We start from the raw sequence: 16,328 nt of genomic DNA, 5'->3' as shown, positions 1-16,328 counted from the left end.
GCGTCGGGACCATTGCCGGACGTCGAGCCGACCTGGCGGATGGTGACGACGCGGGAAAGGGCGTGGCCCAGGCGGGCCAGGGCGCCGGCGTCGGGGCCGGGATCGTGGGCGGCGACCGAGACGCTTCCGGCCAGGTCGTCGAAGCTGGCGGCCAGACCCGCCACGGTGGGCGCGCCCGCCCGGGCCAGGCGTTCGAGGGCGCGGACCTCCGACGACATCGGCAGCACCCGCTCCAGGCTGGCCACGGCGTCGGCGAAGGGTTCGCTGCCCTGCGCGGCCTCGGCCAGGCTGGCGGCCGCCAGGGCGCCGGCGGCGGCGTCGAGGGTGCGCTGCTGGCCCGATTCGAGCAGGGCGATGCGGCCCTCCAGCCGGCCGATCTCGGCCGAGGGGGCGGGCGCGTCAGGCGTGGTCGCGACGACGGGCGCCGACGAAGATGACGTGGCGAAGCCGCCGGCGACGGGCGCGGGGGCGGCGGGCGCTTCCGGGGCCGCGCCGCGCTTGGCGAACCAGGTCGGGCCGTAATGGGCGATGGCCGCGCCGGCTCCGACGCAGATCACGCACAGCCCGATCATCACCCAGAACATGGGGCCGAGCAGGGGCTTCCTGGCGTAGAGGGCCGGGTCGCTGGGGGCGGCGATTTCGGAGGGATCGGGGGCGGCGCTCATGGTCCATTCGTGCCCCACGCGCGGTTTGCGTGCAACTTCGCCTTAAGGGGCGAGCAGGTCGAACAACGCTGTTTCGCGGGGGCGCGGCGCGGCGGCCACAGCGCCGAGCCGTCCGTCGGCGACGAGGCCGGCCAGCGGCGCGGCCACGGCCGGCGACAGGCACAGCGCCCGCAAGGCCGGGGCGGGGCGGACTTCCAGCACGGCCGCCAGGGCCCGCGCGGCCTTGGGCGAGTGCAGCAGCACGGCGGCCAGGTCGTCGAGGGCGTCCAGCGTCGCGGCGTCCGGCGCGCGTGCGACCGTCTCGTAGACGGCGACCGACCGCGCCTCGATCCCGGCGCTGACCAGGGGCGAGACGAGGTCGCCGGCCGGTTCGGCTGCGGCCGGATGCAGCACGGCGGCGGTCGGGCGGCGCTCGACGATCAGGGCCGCGAGGTCGGCGACATCGCCCTGCGCCGATTCGATGCGGGTGAAGCCGGCCTCGGCCGCGATATCGGCCGTGGCGTCGCCCACCGCGAACACCGGCAGGCCCCGCTCGCCGCTGGCCCGGGCGAAGGCGACGACGCCGTTGCGGCTGGTGAAGGCGAGAGCGCCGACGCCGGTAAGATCGACCGTCCACGGCAGGTCGCGGACCTCCAGCAGCGGGTCGATCAAGGGGGCGAAGCCCAGGGCCGAAAGGCGCGCGGCGGTGGCCTCGGCGCCGGGGCGGGCGCGGGTGATCCAGACGCGGCGCGCGCCCGAGGTCATTCGCTCGGCGCGATGATGGCGTCGCCGCCCTCGGCCTTGACGACCGCGCCCAGCTCCAGGCCCAGCGCCCGGGCCTGGCCCTCGTCGTCACCAGCGTCATCGGGGCCGGCGAGCGTGATCTCGCCCTCGTGGCGGATGCGGATCACGCCGTCGGGGCTGAGGGCCTCGACGATCAGGTGCAGGCGCGCGCCATCCAGGCGGGCGTGGGCGCCGACGGCCGTGCGGCACGAGCCTTCCAGGGCGTAGAGCGCGCCGCGTTCGGCGGCCACGGCCAGGGTGGTGGCGCGGCAGGCGATGGCCTGCAGCCAGGGCAGGCCGGCGTCTTCCGCGCGGCTCTCGATGGCCAGGGCGCCCTGGCCAGGCGCCGGAGGCGCGGCGACCGGGTCGAGCCAGCTCTGCGGAATGTGGCCCAGGCCCAGGCGGTTCAGCCCCGACTGGGCCAGCAGGATGGCGTCGGCCTCGCCGCGCTCCAGCTTGGCCAGACGCGTATCGACATTGCCGCGCAGCATGACGATGTCGAGGTCGGGCCGCACGTGCAGGGCCTGCGCCTGGCGACGCAGGGAGGCGGTGCCCAGGCGCGCACCGTGGGGCAGGTCTTCCAGCCGCTGGGCCTTGTGGCTGATGAAGGCGTCGCGGACGTCTTCGCGCTCGGGCGTGGCGGCCAGGACGAGGCCCGGCGGCAGCACGGCCGGCATGTCTTTCAGCGAATGCACCGCGCAGTCGATGCGGCCGTCGAGCAGGGCCTCCTCGATCTCCTTGGTGAACAGGCCCTTGCCGCCGATCTCCATCAGCCGGCGGTCCTGGATGCGGTCGCCGCTGGTGACGATCGGGATCAGCTGGGCGTAGGTGGCGATCTCTTCCGGACCGGCGCCGTCGGGGGCGCCGAGGGCTCGGGCGATCCGCGCCTGCATGTGGCCGGACTGGGCCAGCGACAGCTTGGAGCCGCGCGCGCCGATGCGGATGGGTTGCCGGGACACGGTCTGGACGTTACCTGCTGAGCGAAACAACTGCCTTCGCTGCTACAGGAGCGGCGGGAACCCCGCAACCGAATGACAACCCTTACGAACTCGGGCCTGGACAAGGGTCTCACCATCCTCGGGCTGGAGACCAGCTGCGACGAGACCGCCGCGTCCGTCGTGCGCCGGGACGCCGACGGCCGCGTGGAGGTGCTGTCCTCGATCGTCGGCACCCAGTTCGAGCAGCACGCCCCGTTCGGCGGGGTGGTGCCCGAGATCGCCGCCCGCGCCCACGTGGAGGTCATCGACAGCGTGGCCGCCGAAGCCATGCGCGCGGCCGGCATCGGCTATGACGCGCTCGACGGCGTGGCGGCCACGGCCGGTCCCGGCCTGGTCGGCGGGGTGATGGTCGGCCTGGCCTTCGGCAAGGCGGTGGCCCTGGCCCGCGGCCTGCCGCTGGTGGCGGTCAACCACCTGGAGGGCCACGCGGTCTCTGCCCGGCTGGGGGCTGAGGTCGCCTATCCGTTCCTGCTGCTGCTGGTCTCTGGCGGGCACTGCCAGCTCCTGGAGGTCGGCGGCGTCGGCGCCTGCAAGCGTCTGGGCACCACCATCGACGACGCGGCCGGCGAGGCCTTCGACAAGATCGCCAAGAGCCTGGGCCTGCCCTATCCGGGCGGTCCGGCCCTGGAAAAGCTGGCCAAGACCGGTGACGCCAGCAAGTACGAACTGCCGCGCGCTCTGCTGGGCCGCAAGGACTGCGACTTCTCGTTCTCGGGCCTGAAGACCGCCGCCGCCCGCATCGCCGCCACCCTGACCACCGACCAGCAGCGGGCGGATCTGGCCGCCGCCGTGCAGTTCGCCATCGCCCGCCAGCTTTCCGAACGCACCGACCGGGCGATGAAGCTCTATGCCGCCGACCACGCGGCCGGCGAGCGCCGCTTCGTGGTGGCCGGCGGGGTGGCCGCCAACGGCGCGGTGCGCGCGGCCCTGCTGAAGGTGTGCGAGGACAACGGCTTTTCGTTCGACGCCCCGCCGCTGGCCTATTGCACCGACAACGCCGCCATGATCGCCCTGGCCGGGGCCGAGCGTCTGGCGGCCGGCATTTCCGATGATCTGGACGCCGTCGCGCGTCCCCGCTGGCCCCTCGACGAGGCGGCGGCGTTATCCAATCCGAGCAACAGTTTCGGTCGAAAGGGAGCCAAGGCATGAGCTTCAAGCACGCGGGCGTCGTCGGCGCCGGGGCGTGGGGCACGGCCCTGGCCCAGGTCGCGGCGCGCGCCGGCCTTCAAGTCACGTTGCAGGCCCGCGAGCCCGAGGTCGTCGCCTCGATCGCCGACAAGCGCGAGAACACGATGTTCCTGGCGGGCGTCGCGCTGGAGCCGGCGATCACCGCCGTCTCCGACATGGCCGCCCTGGCCGAGTGCGACCTCATCCTGGCCGTGCCGCCGGCCCAGCACCTGCGCTCGGCCATGGCCGCCCTGAAGCCGCACCTGAAGCCGGGCGTTCCGGTGGTGCTGTGCTCCAAGGGCGTCGAGCAGGGCTCGCTGAAGCTGATGACCGACGTGGCCGCCGAGACCCTGCCGGGCGTGGCCATCGCCGTGCTGTCGGGTCCCAGCTTCGCCGGCGAGGTCGCGCGCGGCCTGCCCGCCGCCGCCACCCTGGCCTGCGAGGACGAGGCCCTGGGCAAGGCGATCGTCGAGGCCATCGCCATCCCGACCTTCCGCCCCTACTGGGCCGCCGACGTGATCGGGGCCGAGGCCGGCGGGGCGGTGAAGAACGTCCTGGCCATCGCTTGCGGTATCTCGGAGGGCAAGGGCCTGGGCCGCAACGCCCACGCCGCCCTGATCACCCGGGGCTTCGCCGAGCTCACCCGCCTGGCCCTGGCCCTGGGCGGCAAGGCCGAGACCGTCGCCGGCCTCTGCGGCTTGGGGGATCTGGTGCTCACCTGCTCGTCCAGCCAGTCGCGCAACATGACGGTGGGCTTGGCGCTGGGCCAGGGTCAGACCCTGGAACAGGCCCTGGCCGGCAAGGTCAGCGTCGCCGAAGGCGTCGCCTCGGCCCCGGCCGTTCGGGCGCTGGCGCAAAAGCTCGGCGTCGAGACCCCGATCTGCGAAGCCGTCGCCGCCATCCTGGCCGGCGAGGTCGACGTCGACAGCGCCATCCTGGGCCTGCTCTCCCGCCCGCTGAAGGCTGAGGTCTAGTTTCAGATCCTCCCCCTCTGGGGGAGGTGTCGGCGAAGCCGACGGAGGGGGGGCCGTTTTCAGCTTCCCCAGCGTCGGATGGCGTCGCAGCCACACCCCCCTCCGGCCCTCTGGGCCACCTCCCCCAGAGGGGGAGGATCTCTAGGAAGGAACCGCCCATGCCGCTCTACGCCATCGTCTGCAAGGACAAGCCCGGCGCTCTCGAGACCCGCCTGGCCGTGCGCCCCAAGCACCTGGATTACCTGAACGCCTCGACGGGCCTGAAGGCCGCCGGCGCCCTGCTGGACGACGACGGCAATCCGATCGGTTCGATCATCGTGGTCGAGGTCGAGGACAAGGCCGCCGCCCAGGCCCAGGCCGACAACGACCCGTTCACCGCCGCCGGCGTGTTCGAGAGCGTCGAGGTCCGCCCCTGGCGCCTGGCCATCGGTTCGTTCTGATCCCCCGACACTGAACGATGAGCGACAACCCCGCCCGCCCCGCGCCCGGCCAGGCGATCTGCGCCCTGGCGGACATCCCCGAGCCGGGCGCGGCGGGCTTTCGCTATCGCGAGGGCGAGGCGATGTTCGCCGGCTTCGTCGTCCGCAAGGACGGCGGGGTCTTCGCCTATGTCGACAGCTGCCCGCACGCCGGCTGGCCGCTGGCCGGGATCAGCGGCCGGTTCCTGACCCGCGAGAACGACCTCATCCTGTGCGGCGGCCACGCGGCCCTGTTCCGCATCGCCGACGGCGCCTGCGTGGCCGGCCCCTGCGGCGGCAAGAGCCTCACCGTCTGGCCCGTGCGGGTCGAGGACGGGCAGGTCGTCGCGGCCTGAATCCTGATCGCCTGACCCTTCCTTAACCGATGGTCGGTAAGGCTCTCTCCACTCAAAGAGGAGCCAGGGCCATGGCCGACGGATCTAATCCCGCTTTCGACGCCGAACTGACCGACGCCGTCGACGCGCGCGGGGCCGGCGCCAAGCTGCGCTCCCTGGGCAAGATCAATCCGCGCTTCGCCTCGCAACTGGCCCGCACCATGCTGGCCAAGACCCGCGACCACGACAGCGCCGGCCAGTTCGCCGCCTATTCCGAGGCCAAGGGCTTCGAGTTCACCTCGGCCTGGGCCGCCAACAACATCCCCTTCGTCGCCCCGCTGCTGCGCGACTTCATGGATAAGCGCCCGGCCGCCGGCCCCAAGGTCCGCTACATGGAGATCGGCGCCTACGAGGGCCGCAACCTGGCTTTCATGGACTGGATGTTCCCCGATCGCCTCGAGGTGACGGTGATCGATCCCTGGTTCGACGAGAACCTGAACCCGGAAGAGAAATACCACGCCGTCGAGCCGCGCTTTCACCGCAACATGGCGCGCACCACCTTCGGCAAGGTCCACACCCACAAGGGCTTCTCGACCTACGAACTGCCCAAGATGCTGCAGGCCGACCAGAAGTTCGACCTGATCTATGTCGACGGCAGCCACACGGCCCTGGCGGTGATGATCGACCTGTGCTGCTGCGCCAGCCTGCTGGAGGTGGGCGGCATGATGGTGCTCGACGACTACTGGCACGACATCAGCGAGATCGGCGGCCCCGGCGTGAAGCAGGCGGTCGACCAGTTCCACGCCGCCTTCGGCCGCTACTTCGACGTCGCCGCCGTCTACCGCCAGGTGGCCCTGGTGAAGACGGCGGAGATTCCACGGTAGGGAAGCCCACATTTTCTCCCTTCCCCCTTGATGGGGGAAGGGTCGGGGATGGGGGTGACTGCTGAATTGGCGACGGTGCAGCGTTTGACGCGGCATCACCCCCACCCCTGCCCCTCCCCCATCAAGGGGGAGGGGTTATGGAAAACGTCCGCCGCTCACGCGGGCGCTGAAGCCGGGAGCCTGACCCACCTCCGCAACCTCAGGTCCGTGACCATCGGTCGCTGGCGTGGTTAAGGCCCGTTAGAGGCCCCGCCCCGCATCCTTGCGCGTGAGATCGCGGGGGAGGGGCCTATGGCTTCGCTGAGTCAGAAGATCATGGGCGCAAGCGTCGGGGCGGCGCTGCTGTGCGCGGCCGCGGCGGGCGCTGGCCTGTGGGTCGCCGTCAGCCTGTCGCACGCGCTGGACCGCTCGGCGGCCTCGTCGCGGGTGCTGCGGCTGCACATGCACGCCGACATGATGCACGACGCCCTGCGCGGCGACGCCAGCGGCGCGGTCATGGCCACCGACCCGTCGCTGGGCGTCGACCTCAAGCAGGTCCAGGCCGATCTGGCCGAGCACGTCGGCGCCTTCGAGACCGACATCAAGCAAGGCCGCTCCCTGGCCCAGGACCCCGCCGCCCAGGCCGCGCTCGACCACGTGTCCGGGCCCCTGGCGGCCTATATCGCCACCGCCCGCAAGCTGGTCGGCGCGGCCGGGAGCGATCCCGCCGCCGCCCGCGCCCTGCTGCCGCAGTTCAACAAGCAGTTCTCGGCGCTGGAGACGGCGATGGAGGACGCGTCGCAGAAGATCGAGGTCGCCGCCCAGGCCGACGCCGACGCCGCCAAGCGCATGGGCGATCTTGGCCAGGTGCTGATGGCCGCCCTGCTGGGCGTGGCGGCCCTGTTCGCCGCCGCCATGGTCATCGCCGCCCGCCGGGTGCTGATCGCGCCGCTGGTGGCGATCACCGGCTGCCTGCGCCGTCTGGCCCAGGGCGACCTGACCGTGGTGCTGCCCAGCAGCGCCCGCAAGGACGAGATCGGCCAGATGACCGCCGCCCTGCACGCCTTCAAGGACGCCGTCGTCGCCCGCCAGCAGGAGCTGGAGGCCGCCGATGTTCGTGAAGCGCTGGAAGAAGAGCGCAAGGCCGCCGAGGCCCGCCGCGACGAGGCCGACGCCACCCAGCGCGCGGTGGTCGAGGCTCTCGGCTCGGCCCTGCAGAGCCTGGCGGTCGGCGATCTTTCGCAGCGCATCGACCAGGCCTTCCCGGCCGGCTACGAGGCCCTGCGCCAGGACTACAACCTCGCGCTGGACAAGCTGGCCGGCCTGGTCGCCGCCTCGCTGGACGGGGTGGCCATGATCCAGGGCGGGGCCCGCGAGATCACCGAGGCCGCCGACGACCTCTCCCGCCGCACCGAGCACCAGGCCGCCAGCCTGGAAGAGACCGCCGCGGCCCTCGACGAGATCACCAGCACCGTCCGCGCCGCCGCCGACGGGGCCGAGCGCGCCCGCCAGGTGGTGGCCCGCGCCCGTCAGGCCGCCCAGGCCAGCGGCGACGTCGTCGACCAGGCCGTCGGCGCCATGGCCGGCATCGAACAGTCCTCCAGCCAGATCGGCCGGATCATCGGCGTGATCGACGAGATCGCCTTCCAGACCAACCTTCTGGCCCTCAACGCCGGGGTCGAGGCCGCCCGCGCGGGCGAGGCCGGCCGCGGTTTCGCCGTGGTGGCCTCCGAGGTGCGGGCCCTGGCCCAGCGCTCGGCCGAGGCCGCCAAGGAGATCAAGACCCTGATCGCCGCCAGCGCCGCCGAGGTGGGGCAGGGGGTGTCCTATGTCGGCCGCGCCGGCGAGGTGCTGCGCGGCATCGCCGGCCAGGTCGAGGAGATCGACACCCTGGTGCGCGAGATCACCGCCTCGGCCAAGACCCAGGCGCAAGGGTTGGCGGAGGTCAACGCCACCGTGAACCAGATGGACCAGGTCACCCAGCAGAACGCCGCCATGGTGGAAGAGACCACGGCCGCCAGCCACGCCCTCTCCAACGAGGCCACGCGCCTGGCCCACCGCATGGGCGAGCTGAAGATCGCCGGCGGGGCCGAGCGGACCGGCCAGCGTCCGGGTGAACGTCCGGGCGGGCGCCGCGCGGCCTGATTTCCTCCCGCCGCGCTTTGGGTTATCGGAGGGGCGTGGCCGCCGCCGATCTCCACGCCCTCGAAACCTGCGCCGACGCCGTCGAGCGCAACGCCCTGGCCCTGAAGCTGGCCGACGCCGGGACGCCGGGCCTGGCCGAGGTGCTGGCGCGGCTGATCCGGCGGCCGGATCTCGCGCGGCAGAGGGGAACGCTGGTCCACGCCTTGGGCATGCTCGACTGCGCGCCCTATGTCGGGCTGCTGGTCGAGCTGGCGATCACCGGTGGGTTCGAGGTCGCCCACGAGGCCGTCTCGGCGCTCGAAGCGATCGACCCGATGCCGGCCGACGAAGGCCGCCGGGCCCAGGCCCGTCTGGACTCGGCCCGGGCGGGCGCGGTCGCCGAGGACTGGCGTCAGGACCTGCTGGAAGAGGCCTGGGTCCTGTTCGGCTAGCCGCGCGCCCTCGCTCAACCGCGCGCGGGCTGGTATGGGCAGCGCACGGAGTTTCTGACCACATGACCGATACGATTTCCGACGCCGTGGCCGTGGGCCGCCGGGTGCTGAGCATCGAGGCCCAGGCCCTTTCGCAGATGGCCGACGGCCTGGGCGAGGCCTTCGCCAGGGCCGTCCAGGTGATGCACGACGCCAAGGGCCGCATCGTCTGCACCGGCATGGGCAAGTCGGGCCACGTGGCGCGCAAGATCGCCGCCACCCTGGCCTCGACCGGCAGCCAGGCGATGTTCGTCCACCCGGCCGAGGCCAGCCACGGCGACCTGGGCATGATCGGGCCCGACGACGTGGTGCTGGCCCTGTCGAAGTCGGGCGAGGCCCGCGAACTGGCCGACACCCTGAGCTACTGCAAGCGCTTCTCGATCCCGCTGATCGCCATCACCGCCTTGGCCACCAGCCAGCTGGGCAAGGCCGGCGACGTGCTGCTGCTGCTGCCCGACGCGCCTGAAGCCACGGCGGAGGTCAACGCCCCGACCACCTCGACCACCCTGCAGATCGCGCTCGGCGACGCCCTGGCCGTGGCGCTGCTGGAAAGCCGCGGCTTCACGGCCAGCGACTTCCGCATCTTCCACCCGGGCGGCAAGCTGGGGGCGGTGCTGCGCACCGTGGCCGACCTGATGCACGGGGCCGAGGAACTGCCGCTGGTGGCCGAGAGCGCGCCGATGGGCGAGGCCCTGCTGGTCATGAGCCAGAAACGCTTCGGCGCGGTGGGCGTGACCGACGCGGCCGGCGAGCTCGTCGGCCTGATCACCGACGGTGATTTGCGCCGCCACATGGACGGCCTGATGGGCCACATCGCCGGCGAGGTGATGACCAGGAGCCCCCTGGTGATCGCCTCGGGCGCCCTGGCCGCCGAGGCCCTGAAGGTGATGAACGAGCGCCGGATCACCGTGCTGTTCGTGGTCGAGGACGGCAAGCCCGTGGGCGTGCTGCACGTCCACGACCTGCTGCGGGCCGGGGTGATCTAACCGAACAGCAGGCCCGCGCGGAGCCGGGCCAGCCGCCAGGTCGGTCCGGCGCCGAGATAGGTCGCGGCTCCCCAGATGTTGTCCTGCACATGGTCGCCCAGACGGACGAGGTGGCGGCGGGCCCGCTTGTGATCGCCCGCCTGGCTCAGGACGCGCGCGAACCAGCCGTCGGCCAGGCGCACGGCCTGCGCATCCCGCGGCTCGGGCTGGGCGAAGACCTCGTCCGACGCGGCCTGCAGTTCGCGCAGCCGCTCGGCGTCGCGATAGTAGCGGCGTCCCTCCGCCTTGGCCTGAGGGCGCTCGTCCATCATCGTCAGGTACAGGTGGTGTTCGAAATGGGCGCGGGCGACCAGGGCCAGGGTGCCCGGCTTGTCACGGTCGCGGTAGCGATGGGCGGTTTCCCACATCTTGGCGTGCGAGCCGCCCCACTTCTCGGCCTGGGCGTTAAGCAGCGCCATATAGCCTGACGGCGGCGCGCCGTCGGCCTGGGCCAGCCGCTCGCCCGCCTCGTCCTTTTCGTCCTGCGAGGCCTCGGCTGCGGCGCTGGCCATGAAGCTGGCGGCCAGGCCGTTGGTCGGATCCAGCTCGAGGGCGGCGTGAAGGAGCTCCACTGCTTCCTGCAGAGTCTCGATGTAGCGCATCATCGCCGTTTCGGACGTCTGGTCGGCGGTCAGGTAGCCGCGCATCTGCCAGGCGAGGTAGCGGTTGAAGCCGCCGGCGATGGTCAGGCCCAGGACGTCGTCGGGGCCGGTCGCCAGGCCGTCGATCCGCAGCGTTCTGGGCGCAAGCCTCCCCGCCTCCGAAATGCCGACATAGGCCTCCTCGGCCGACACCGACCGGACATGGGCCTTCAACTCGTCCCAGCGACGGCCCGTGAACAGCTTGAGCATGCAACTTTCCCCCACGCGATACGGCGCAAGGTCAAGCTTGGGTTGCGGTCGTTGTCCAGCCCAAAACCGCCGGGCCCTCGTGTCCGGGTCCAGACCTCAGCGCGTGGCGTAGACGCCGTCGGTCGGGGCCTTCAGCGAGCCCTGCCTGGTCTCGACGCGGATCGAGGCGGGATCGATCCTGCCGCTCTCGACCTCGCCGATCATCCACAGCGGCTCCCATTTGCCGGACGGACCATCGGGCGGCTGGCAGGCGCTGGGCCGGCTGATCGTCACGATCACGATCCCATGGCCGTCGCGAGTCCAGCGCGCGCCGTTGGGATTGACCATGGCCTGGCGCAGGCAGGGATAGCGGCGGGTCGCCGCGCGGATGGCCGACCTGACCAGGGCGTGGCGCTCGACCGCGACGCCGCCGACGATCTCGAACACCTGCAGGCTGTCCATGAACGAGCCGACGTGGTGGTTCACATAGAACCAGCGCGAGTCCGGCGACCAAGACACCAGAAACGGCATGTCGTCGCTGAGGCTCGGAAGCGTGGCCAGGGTCTTTCCCGAGGCGTCCTGCAGCTCGATCGGCGGCTGCTCTTCGTCATAGGCCTTCTGGACCACGGCCAGCCGTCCGTCGGGCGAGACCGCGCGGCCGGGACAGGTGGCGACGAACTGGTGACCGCCGTCGCCGTGCTCGCCGCTGACGCGGCAGTCGGTCTCGAACGCCCCCACCTGGGCGCGAGCCGCCGGCGTGATCAGCGCCGACAGCAGCAGGCCCAGCACCACCATCATCCGCTTCACGAGAATCGCCCCCAGGGACCCTGTCCCGCGCCGATGATGGCGGCGCGGGGCGCGATGTCGTCAAGGTTGCGGCGGGCGCTCGATCGCGAAAAAGGCGGTCTTTTCGCGGGTCGGTCAGACCCGCGCCTCGGCCCCGAACGCCGCCAGGTCCTTGATCAGCGACACGACCGCCTGCTCGACCAGCTCGCCGCCCTTTTCGGGGGTGGCCAGGGCGGGGTCGGAGCCCATGCGGCCGTCGGCGTAGCGGGCGCGGAAGTCCAGGGCCTCGCGGATCGGGCCGGTGGGGGCGATCTTGGGCTCGTAATCGGCGGTCTTGATGCTGTCGGGATAGCCCCACTGGGTCACCGCGATCTCCGACGGGGTGGCGTGGCTGCCGTGGCCGACCGGGAATTGGCGCATGGCCAGGGCGTTGACGCCGTCGAGATCCCACCAGTTCTTCAGCTTCATGGCGAAGGGGCAGCGCTCCTTGCGGAAGCTGTACTCGGCGTAGATCTCGGAGAAGGCCGCCTCGATGGTGGCGACGTTGCCGCCGTGGCCGTTGAGGAAATAGATCTTCTCGAAACCGTGGGCGCCCAGCGAACGCGTCCAGTCGCCGATCGCGGCCATGAAGGTCGACGGGCGCAGGAAGATGGTGCCCGGGAAGGCCAGGTGATGCTGGGCCATGCCGACATTGAAGGTCGGCGCCACCAGCACCTCGTCCGAGCGCTTGGACGCTTCGTGGGCGATGATCTCGGGGCACAGCCAGTCGGTGCCAAGCAGGCCCGTGGGGCCGTGCTGCTCGTTGGAGCCGATCGGCACCACCACCGTCTTCGACCGCGTCAGGAAAGCTTCGATCTCGGGCCAGGTCGAAAGGGCGAGCAGCATGGCTGGAAACTCCGAAAGAAATCCTGGGTCGGCGCGGCGGGGGACCCGCGCCTAGTGTCCGGCCACGGCTTTACGCCCGATGGCGCGCGGAGCCGACCCGAAATTTCAGCATGGGAGCCCGCCATGGGCCTGCAACTCGGCGACATCGTTCCGGACTTCACCCAGGCCTCGACCGAAGGCCCGATCCAGTTCCACGACTGGGCGGCCGGCTCGTGGGTGGTGCTGTTCTCGCACCCCAAGGACTTCACCCCGGTCTGCACCACCGAGCTCGGCACGGTGGCCAAGTTGAAGCCGGAGTTCGACAAGCGCGGCGTCAAGGTGATCGGCCTGTCGGTCGACGGCCTGGAGAACCACGGCGGCTGGGCGGCCGACATCGAGGAGACCCAAGGCGCGAAGCTGAACTTCCCGCTGATCGCCGACACCGACCGCTCGGTGTCGAACCTCTACGGCATGATCCATCCCAACGCCTCGGACACCCTGACCGTCCGCAGCGTCTACATCATCGACGCCAACAAGAAGCTGCGCCTGACTCTGACCTATCCGGCCTCCACCGGGCGGAACTTCGACGAGATCCTGCGGGTCATCGACAGCCTGCAGCTGACCGACGGCCACAAGGTCGCCACCCCCGCCAACTGGACCCAGGGCGGCGACGTGATCATCGTCCCCTCGGTCGATAACGAGACGGCCAAGACTCTTTTCCCGAACGGCTGGGACGAGCAGAAGCCCTATCTGCGCGTGGTGCCGCAGCCGGTCTAGGCTCGACCCGCATTCAGGCGTGATGCGTGGTCCTCGTCCTTCGACGAACTCAGGATGAGGACCATCCGCGCCCCTGGGCGCCGACCCCGGTCTTTGGCGATGTCTGGAGCGTCGGCCTGCCCGGTCGGCGCTCCACGTCGTCAGAAGCCTATGCGGTCCTTGAGTTCGTCGCTGATCGCCTTGGCGACGATCCCGGAGAACCAGCCGACGCCGGCGAGCGCGATCAGGATCGCGCCCAGCCCGAGGCCCAGGAAAAGGCCCGGGAAACCGCCCAGCGCTTCCCACGAATGGATGCCGTTCAGGACGGTCAGATAGGGCCCCCCCACGGCCTTGGTCACCAGGTAGAAGCACAGCACGGCGACCAGCGAGAAAAACCCCATGTTGAGCAGCAGCAGGGCGGCGGGCGTCCGCCGCAGGGGGGATTCCCTCCGTTCGGTCTGGGCGGGCGGCGAGGCGGCGGGTTTGTCGGAGGTGGGGTCCATGCGGAAGTCCATGTCTGTTTCGAACGTCGATATTTGATGTTCTCCAATTGTTCTTGTCAACCCAGGCGGTAGCAATCGGCCGACGCTCGGCTGGCGCGCTTGCCTGGAGGGAGCGCGTGGCGTCAATCTGTGGTCAAAGGCGCCGCTCGACGGCGTGTTGGGAGGCCGCGTCATGAGCTTGGGCCACGCGAGCGACGTCTTGGCCGTGCTCGACGGCGCGGGACCCGCCCTGTCGCCGGTGGCGGCCTCCTGGCGACGCAGCCTCGTCCTGCACGGCCTCGACCCCGAAAACCGCAAGGCCCCCGACACCCTGACCCAGCGCGAGCTGGGCGAGGCCCAGGAGCGCATGGGCGCCTTGCGCGCGGCCGCCTCCGATACGCTGGACGCGCTGTTCCAGGCCGTCGGCGCCTCGGGCGCCTGCGTGCTGCTGACTGACAGCGTCGGGGTGCCGGTCGACCGGCGCGGCATGGCGGCCGACGATCCGGTGTTCCACCGCTGGGGCCTGTGGACCGGCGCGGTATGGAGCGAGGCCCGCGAGGGCACCAACGGCATCGGCACGTGCCTGGCCGAACAGCGCACCCTGACCATCCACCGCGACCAGCACTTCCATACCCGCAACATCGGCCTTAGCTGCACGGTCGCGCCGCTGTTCGATCCGCAAGGGCGGCTGGCCGGGGCGCTCGACGTCTCGTCCTGCCGGCCGGGTCTCGACGGCATGACCGGGCTGATGGAGACGGTGGTCAACGACGCCGCCCGCCGCATCGAGTCCAAGGCCTTCCGCGAGGCCTTCCCCGGCGCGCGCATCGTGCTGCTGGGCGAGGTGCGCGCTGACCGCGCCTCGACCCCGATGCTGGCCGTCGACACCGACGACGTCGTCATCGGCGCCACCCGCGCCGCCCGCCAGGCTCTCGACCTCACCGACGACAAGCTGAAGCGCGGTATGCCCTCGCCCGATCGCGGCGCCGACCTGGAAGACGCCGAACGCGCGGTGGTGCGCCGGGCGCTGGGGGCCGCTGGCGGCAACGTCTCCGCCGCGGCTGCGGCCCTCGGCGTGAGCCGGGCGACGCTGCACCGGAAGATCAACCGCCTGGGGCTTGGACGCAGCTAGGGGCCGCGATCAGCCGCATCCATGCTTTGCATTCAGGGATTGAATTTTCCTCCCCCGGGGAGCGCTGGCTAGCCTGCTCCCGAAACGAAGCGCCCGTCGAGGCGCCGACAGGGACGGAACGATGACCAGGAAAATCCGAGGGCTCTTAAGGCTCGCCGGCGCGATCCTCGCGCTGGGTTTCGCCGCCGGAGCGCTGGGCGCGGCGGCGGCCGACCAGGCCCCCTCGGCGCCGCCGAAGACTGAAGTCATCATCCTGACCGACGTGCTCAACGAGCCGGACGACACCCAGTCGTTGATCCGCGCCCTGCTCTACAGCAACGAGATCGAGATCAAGGGCCTGGTCGCGACCACCTCGGCCTGGCAGCGGAACGCGGTTCATCCCGAGGAGATCCGCCGGCTGATCGCCGCCTACGGCCAGGTGCTGCCCAATCTTCGCGTCCACGCCTCGGGCTATCCCACGGCCGAGCAGCTGCTGGCCACGGTTCGAGCCGGCAGCGCCAGCTACGGCCTGTCCGGCGTGGGCGAGGGCAAGGACACCGAGGCCTCGCGGCTGATCGTCGACACCGTCGACGCCGCCCAGGGGCCGGTGTGGATCTGCGTCTGGGGCGGCGCGGCCGACCTGGCCCAGGCGCTGCACCACGTCAGGCAAACCCGCTCGCCGCAGGCGCTCGCGGCCTTCGCGCGCAAGCTGCGGGTCTATTCCATCTCCGACCAGGACGACGCCGGCCCGTGGATCCGAGCGCGGTTTCCGGAGATCTTCTGGATCGCCAGCATCCACGCCTTCAGCGACTACCCGCAGGCCGCCTGGCAGGGCATGTCGGCCGACACCGTCTTTCCCGATCCCGGGCCCGACACCAGGCTGATGAGCCCCGACTGGCTCGACCGCCACATCCGCCTGGGCGCCCTGGGCGGGCTCTATCCCAAGCCGCTGTTCGCGATCGAGGGCGACAGCCCCTCCTTCCTCTACCTGATCCCCAACGGGTTGGGCGACGTCGAGCACCCGGACTACGGCGGCTGGGGCGGCCGATACGGGGCGCTGGCGCCCGGCGTCGGGCTGTTCGCCGACACCCAGGACAGCGCGATCGGCGCCGACGGCGCGCCGCATCTGGGCAACCGCGTGGGCGTCTGGCGCTGGCGGGACGCGGTGCAGTTCGACTTCGCCAACCGCATGCAATGGACGCTTCGCGCGGACTACGGCTCCGCCAACCATCCGCCCCAGGTGCTACTGCAGGGGAAGGGCGGTCTCGCGCCGCTGGAGATGACGGTGAAGGCCGGGGCGACCATCACGCTCGACGCGGCGGGGTCGGCCGACCCCGACGGCGATCCGCTCGTCTACAAATGGTGGTGGTACAGGGACGCTTCGCCGCCGCTGTTCCCGATGACCCCGCCCGACATCCGCGACCCCGCCGGCGCCTCGACCCAGGTCGTGCTGCCGACCAAGCAGATGGTTCCGGGCGAGAAGGTCTATCACCTGATCCTGGAAGTCCGTGACCAGCCCAAGGCCGGCGGCCCGCCCTTCGTCCGATACCGCCGCGCGATCATCCACGTTTCGCCCTGAGAGCGATCGAACGCTCTGAACCTGTCGCAAGCCTGAGACACCTCCGGCCCGCCACCGCTTG

At 71.4% G+C, this 16,328-nt stretch carries 18 protein-coding genes; 11 read left to right on the top strand and 7 right to left on the bottom strand.

The window, feature by feature from the left end; genetic code table 11:
* The 3 genes from AC2YHT_RS24900 to hemC form a co-directional block, all read right to left on the bottom strand.
* The coding region (locus AC2YHT_RS24900) for a COG4223 family protein (RefSeq protein WP_487292497.1) at positions 1-665 on the bottom strand (665 nt) is incomplete at its 3' end.
* Positions 666-707: 42 nt separating this feature from the next.
* Positions 708-1,409 carry a uroporphyrinogen-III synthase gene (locus tag AC2YHT_RS24895; protein ID WP_487292496.1) on the bottom strand — a complete coding sequence of 234 codons (702 nt, stop codon included), beginning with the start codon at positions 1,407-1,409 and terminating at the stop codon, positions 708-710.
* A complete protein-coding gene (gene hemC / locus AC2YHT_RS24890) occupies positions 1,406-2,386 on the bottom strand; it encodes a hydroxymethylbilane synthase (RefSeq protein WP_487292495.1) in 981 nt (326 codons plus the stop codon). The genes AC2YHT_RS24895 and hemC overlap by 4 nt, the downstream gene beginning before the upstream one ends.
* Positions 2,387-2,458: 72 nt before the next feature.
* On the opposite strand from hemC, the gene tsaD reads away from it, so the two are divergent.
* From tsaD to AC2YHT_RS24850, 8 genes are all read left to right on the top strand, one after another.
* The gene (gene tsaD / locus AC2YHT_RS24885) at positions 2,459-3,574 is read left to right on the top strand and encodes a tRNA (adenosine(37)-N6)-threonylcarbamoyltransferase complex transferase subunit TsaD (protein ID WP_487292494.1); all 1,116 of its coding nucleotides are present in this window, start codon (positions 2,459-2,461) and stop codon (positions 3,572-3,574) included.
* Entirely contained in the window at positions 3,571-4,566 is a 996-nt protein-coding gene (locus AC2YHT_RS24880) for an NAD(P)H-dependent glycerol-3-phosphate dehydrogenase (RefSeq protein ID WP_487292493.1), read from the top strand. The genes tsaD and AC2YHT_RS24880 overlap by 4 nt, the downstream gene beginning before the upstream one ends.
* A 158-nt stretch (positions 4,567-4,724) precedes the next feature.
* Positions 4,725-5,006 (top strand): YciI family protein, encoded by a 282-nt coding sequence (locus tag AC2YHT_RS24875; RefSeq protein ID WP_110118036.1) that lies wholly within the window; start codon positions 4,725-4,727, stop codon positions 5,004-5,006.
* Positions 5,007-5,023: 17 nt separating this feature from the next.
* Positions 5,024-5,380, top strand: a complete 357-nt coding sequence (locus AC2YHT_RS24870) for a Rieske (2Fe-2S) protein (protein WP_487292492.1) — start codon at positions 5,024-5,026, stop codon at positions 5,378-5,380.
* Positions 5,381-5,451: 71 nt separating this feature from the next.
* Positions 5,452-6,243, top strand: a complete 792-nt coding sequence (locus AC2YHT_RS24865) for a class I SAM-dependent methyltransferase (protein WP_487292491.1) — start codon at positions 5,452-5,454, stop codon at positions 6,241-6,243.
* Positions 6,244-6,534: 291 nt separating this feature from the next.
* On the top strand, positions 6,535-8,367 hold the full coding sequence (locus AC2YHT_RS24860; RefSeq protein ID WP_487292490.1) for a methyl-accepting chemotaxis protein: 1,833 nt from the start codon (positions 6,535-6,537) through the stop codon (positions 8,365-8,367).
* A 35-nt stretch (positions 8,368-8,402) separates the two neighbouring features.
* Positions 8,403-8,798 carry a hypothetical protein gene (locus AC2YHT_RS24855; RefSeq protein WP_487292489.1) on the top strand — a complete coding sequence of 132 codons (396 nt, stop codon included), beginning with the start codon at positions 8,403-8,405 and terminating at the stop codon, positions 8,796-8,798.
* Between the two features lie 62 nt (positions 8,799-8,860).
* Positions 8,861-9,823 (top strand): KpsF/GutQ family sugar-phosphate isomerase, encoded by a 963-nt coding sequence (locus tag AC2YHT_RS24850; RefSeq protein ID WP_487292488.1) that lies wholly within the window; start codon positions 8,861-8,863, stop codon positions 9,821-9,823.
* On the opposite strand, the gene AC2YHT_RS24845 is transcribed toward AC2YHT_RS24850, so the two are convergent.
* The 3 genes from AC2YHT_RS24845 to AC2YHT_RS24835 form a co-directional block, all read right to left on the bottom strand.
* On the bottom strand, positions 9,820-10,713 hold the full coding sequence (locus AC2YHT_RS24845) for a hypothetical protein (protein ID WP_487292487.1): 894 nt from the start codon (positions 10,711-10,713) through the stop codon (positions 9,820-9,822). The two genes, AC2YHT_RS24850 and AC2YHT_RS24845, sit on opposite strands and share 4 nt — an antisense overlap.
* 96 nt (positions 10,714-10,809) lie before the next feature.
* Positions 10,810-11,499 (bottom strand): hypothetical protein, encoded by a 690-nt coding sequence (locus AC2YHT_RS24840; protein WP_487292486.1) that lies wholly within the window; start codon positions 11,497-11,499, stop codon positions 10,810-10,812.
* 114 nt (positions 11,500-11,613) lie between these two features.
* Complete coding sequence (locus tag AC2YHT_RS24835) at positions 11,614-12,363, bottom strand: creatininase family protein (RefSeq protein WP_487292485.1); 750 nt, start codon at positions 12,361-12,363, stop codon at positions 11,614-11,616.
* Between the two features lie 123 nt (positions 12,364-12,486).
* On the opposite strand from AC2YHT_RS24835, the gene AC2YHT_RS24830 reads away from it, so the two are divergent.
* Positions 12,487-13,119 carry a peroxiredoxin gene (locus tag AC2YHT_RS24830; protein ID WP_487292484.1) on the top strand — a complete coding sequence of 211 codons (633 nt, stop codon included), beginning with the start codon at positions 12,487-12,489 and terminating at the stop codon, positions 13,117-13,119.
* A 140-nt stretch (positions 13,120-13,259) separates the two neighbouring features.
* Here AC2YHT_RS24830 and AC2YHT_RS24825 read toward each other — a convergent pair whose 3' ends face one another.
* Positions 13,260-13,613, bottom strand: a complete 354-nt coding sequence (locus tag AC2YHT_RS24825; RefSeq protein ID WP_487292483.1) for a hypothetical protein — start codon at positions 13,611-13,613, stop codon at positions 13,260-13,262.
* A gap of 160 nt (positions 13,614-13,773) precedes the next feature.
* Between AC2YHT_RS24825 and AC2YHT_RS24820 the strand changes: the two genes are divergently transcribed.
* The gene (locus AC2YHT_RS24820) at positions 13,774-14,709 is read left to right on the top strand and encodes a GAF domain-containing protein (protein WP_487292482.1); all 936 of its coding nucleotides are present in this window, start codon (positions 13,774-13,776) and stop codon (positions 14,707-14,709) included.
* A gap of 121 nt (positions 14,710-14,830) precedes the next feature.
* On the top strand, positions 14,831-16,267 hold the full coding sequence (locus AC2YHT_RS24815; RefSeq protein WP_487292481.1) for a DUF1593 domain-containing protein: 1,437 nt from the start codon (positions 14,831-14,833) through the stop codon (positions 16,265-16,267).
* Positions 16,268-16,328 lie beyond the last annotated feature (61 nt).

The sequence above is a fragment of the Caulobacter sp. SRI_008 genome (genome assembly GCF_057586355.1).
The sequence above is the reverse complement of the archived record's forward strand: the minus strand, read 5'-3'. Positions and strand labels throughout refer to the sequence as shown.

Excerpts from the sequence above, each read along its gene's own strand:
- AC2YHT_RS24895 (WP_487292496.1), bottom strand. The coding sequence starts at position 1,409 with ATGACCTCGGGCGCGCGCCGCGTCTGGATCACCCGCGCCCGCCCCGGC.
- tsaD (WP_487292494.1), top strand. The coding sequence starts at position 2,459 with ATGACAACCCTTACGAACTCGGGCCTGGACAAGGGTCTCACCATCCTC.
- AC2YHT_RS24880 (WP_487292493.1), top strand. The coding sequence starts at position 3,571 with ATGAGCTTCAAGCACGCGGGCGTCGTCGGCGCCGGGGCGTGGGGCACG.
- AC2YHT_RS24875 (WP_110118036.1), top strand. The coding sequence starts at position 4,725 with ATGCCGCTCTACGCCATCGTCTGCAAGGACAAGCCCGGCGCTCTCGAG.
- AC2YHT_RS24870 (WP_487292492.1), top strand. The coding sequence starts at position 5,024 with ATGAGCGACAACCCCGCCCGCCCCGCGCCCGGCCAGGCGATCTGCGCC.
- AC2YHT_RS24865 (WP_487292491.1), top strand. The coding sequence starts at position 5,452 with ATGGCCGACGGATCTAATCCCGCTTTCGACGCCGAACTGACCGACGCC.
- AC2YHT_RS24860 (WP_487292490.1), top strand. The coding sequence starts at position 6,535 with ATGGCTTCGCTGAGTCAGAAGATCATGGGCGCAAGCGTCGGGGCGGCG.
- AC2YHT_RS24850 (WP_487292488.1), top strand. The coding sequence starts at position 8,861 with ATGACCGATACGATTTCCGACGCCGTGGCCGTGGGCCGCCGGGTGCTG.
- AC2YHT_RS24845 (WP_487292487.1), bottom strand. The coding sequence starts at position 10,713 with ATGCTCAAGCTGTTCACGGGCCGTCGCTGGGACGAGTTGAAGGCCCAT.
- AC2YHT_RS24835 (WP_487292485.1), bottom strand. The coding sequence starts at position 12,363 with ATGCTGCTCGCCCTTTCGACCTGGCCCGAGATCGAAGCTTTCCTGACG.
- AC2YHT_RS24830 (WP_487292484.1), top strand. The coding sequence starts at position 12,487 with ATGGGCCTGCAACTCGGCGACATCGTTCCGGACTTCACCCAGGCCTCG.
- AC2YHT_RS24825 (WP_487292483.1), bottom strand. The coding sequence starts at position 13,613 with ATGGACTTCCGCATGGACCCCACCTCCGACAAACCCGCCGCCTCGCCG.
- AC2YHT_RS24820 (WP_487292482.1), top strand. The coding sequence starts at position 13,774 with ATGAGCTTGGGCCACGCGAGCGACGTCTTGGCCGTGCTCGACGGCGCG.
- AC2YHT_RS24815 (WP_487292481.1), top strand. The coding sequence starts at position 14,831 with ATGACCAGGAAAATCCGAGGGCTCTTAAGGCTCGCCGGCGCGATCCTC.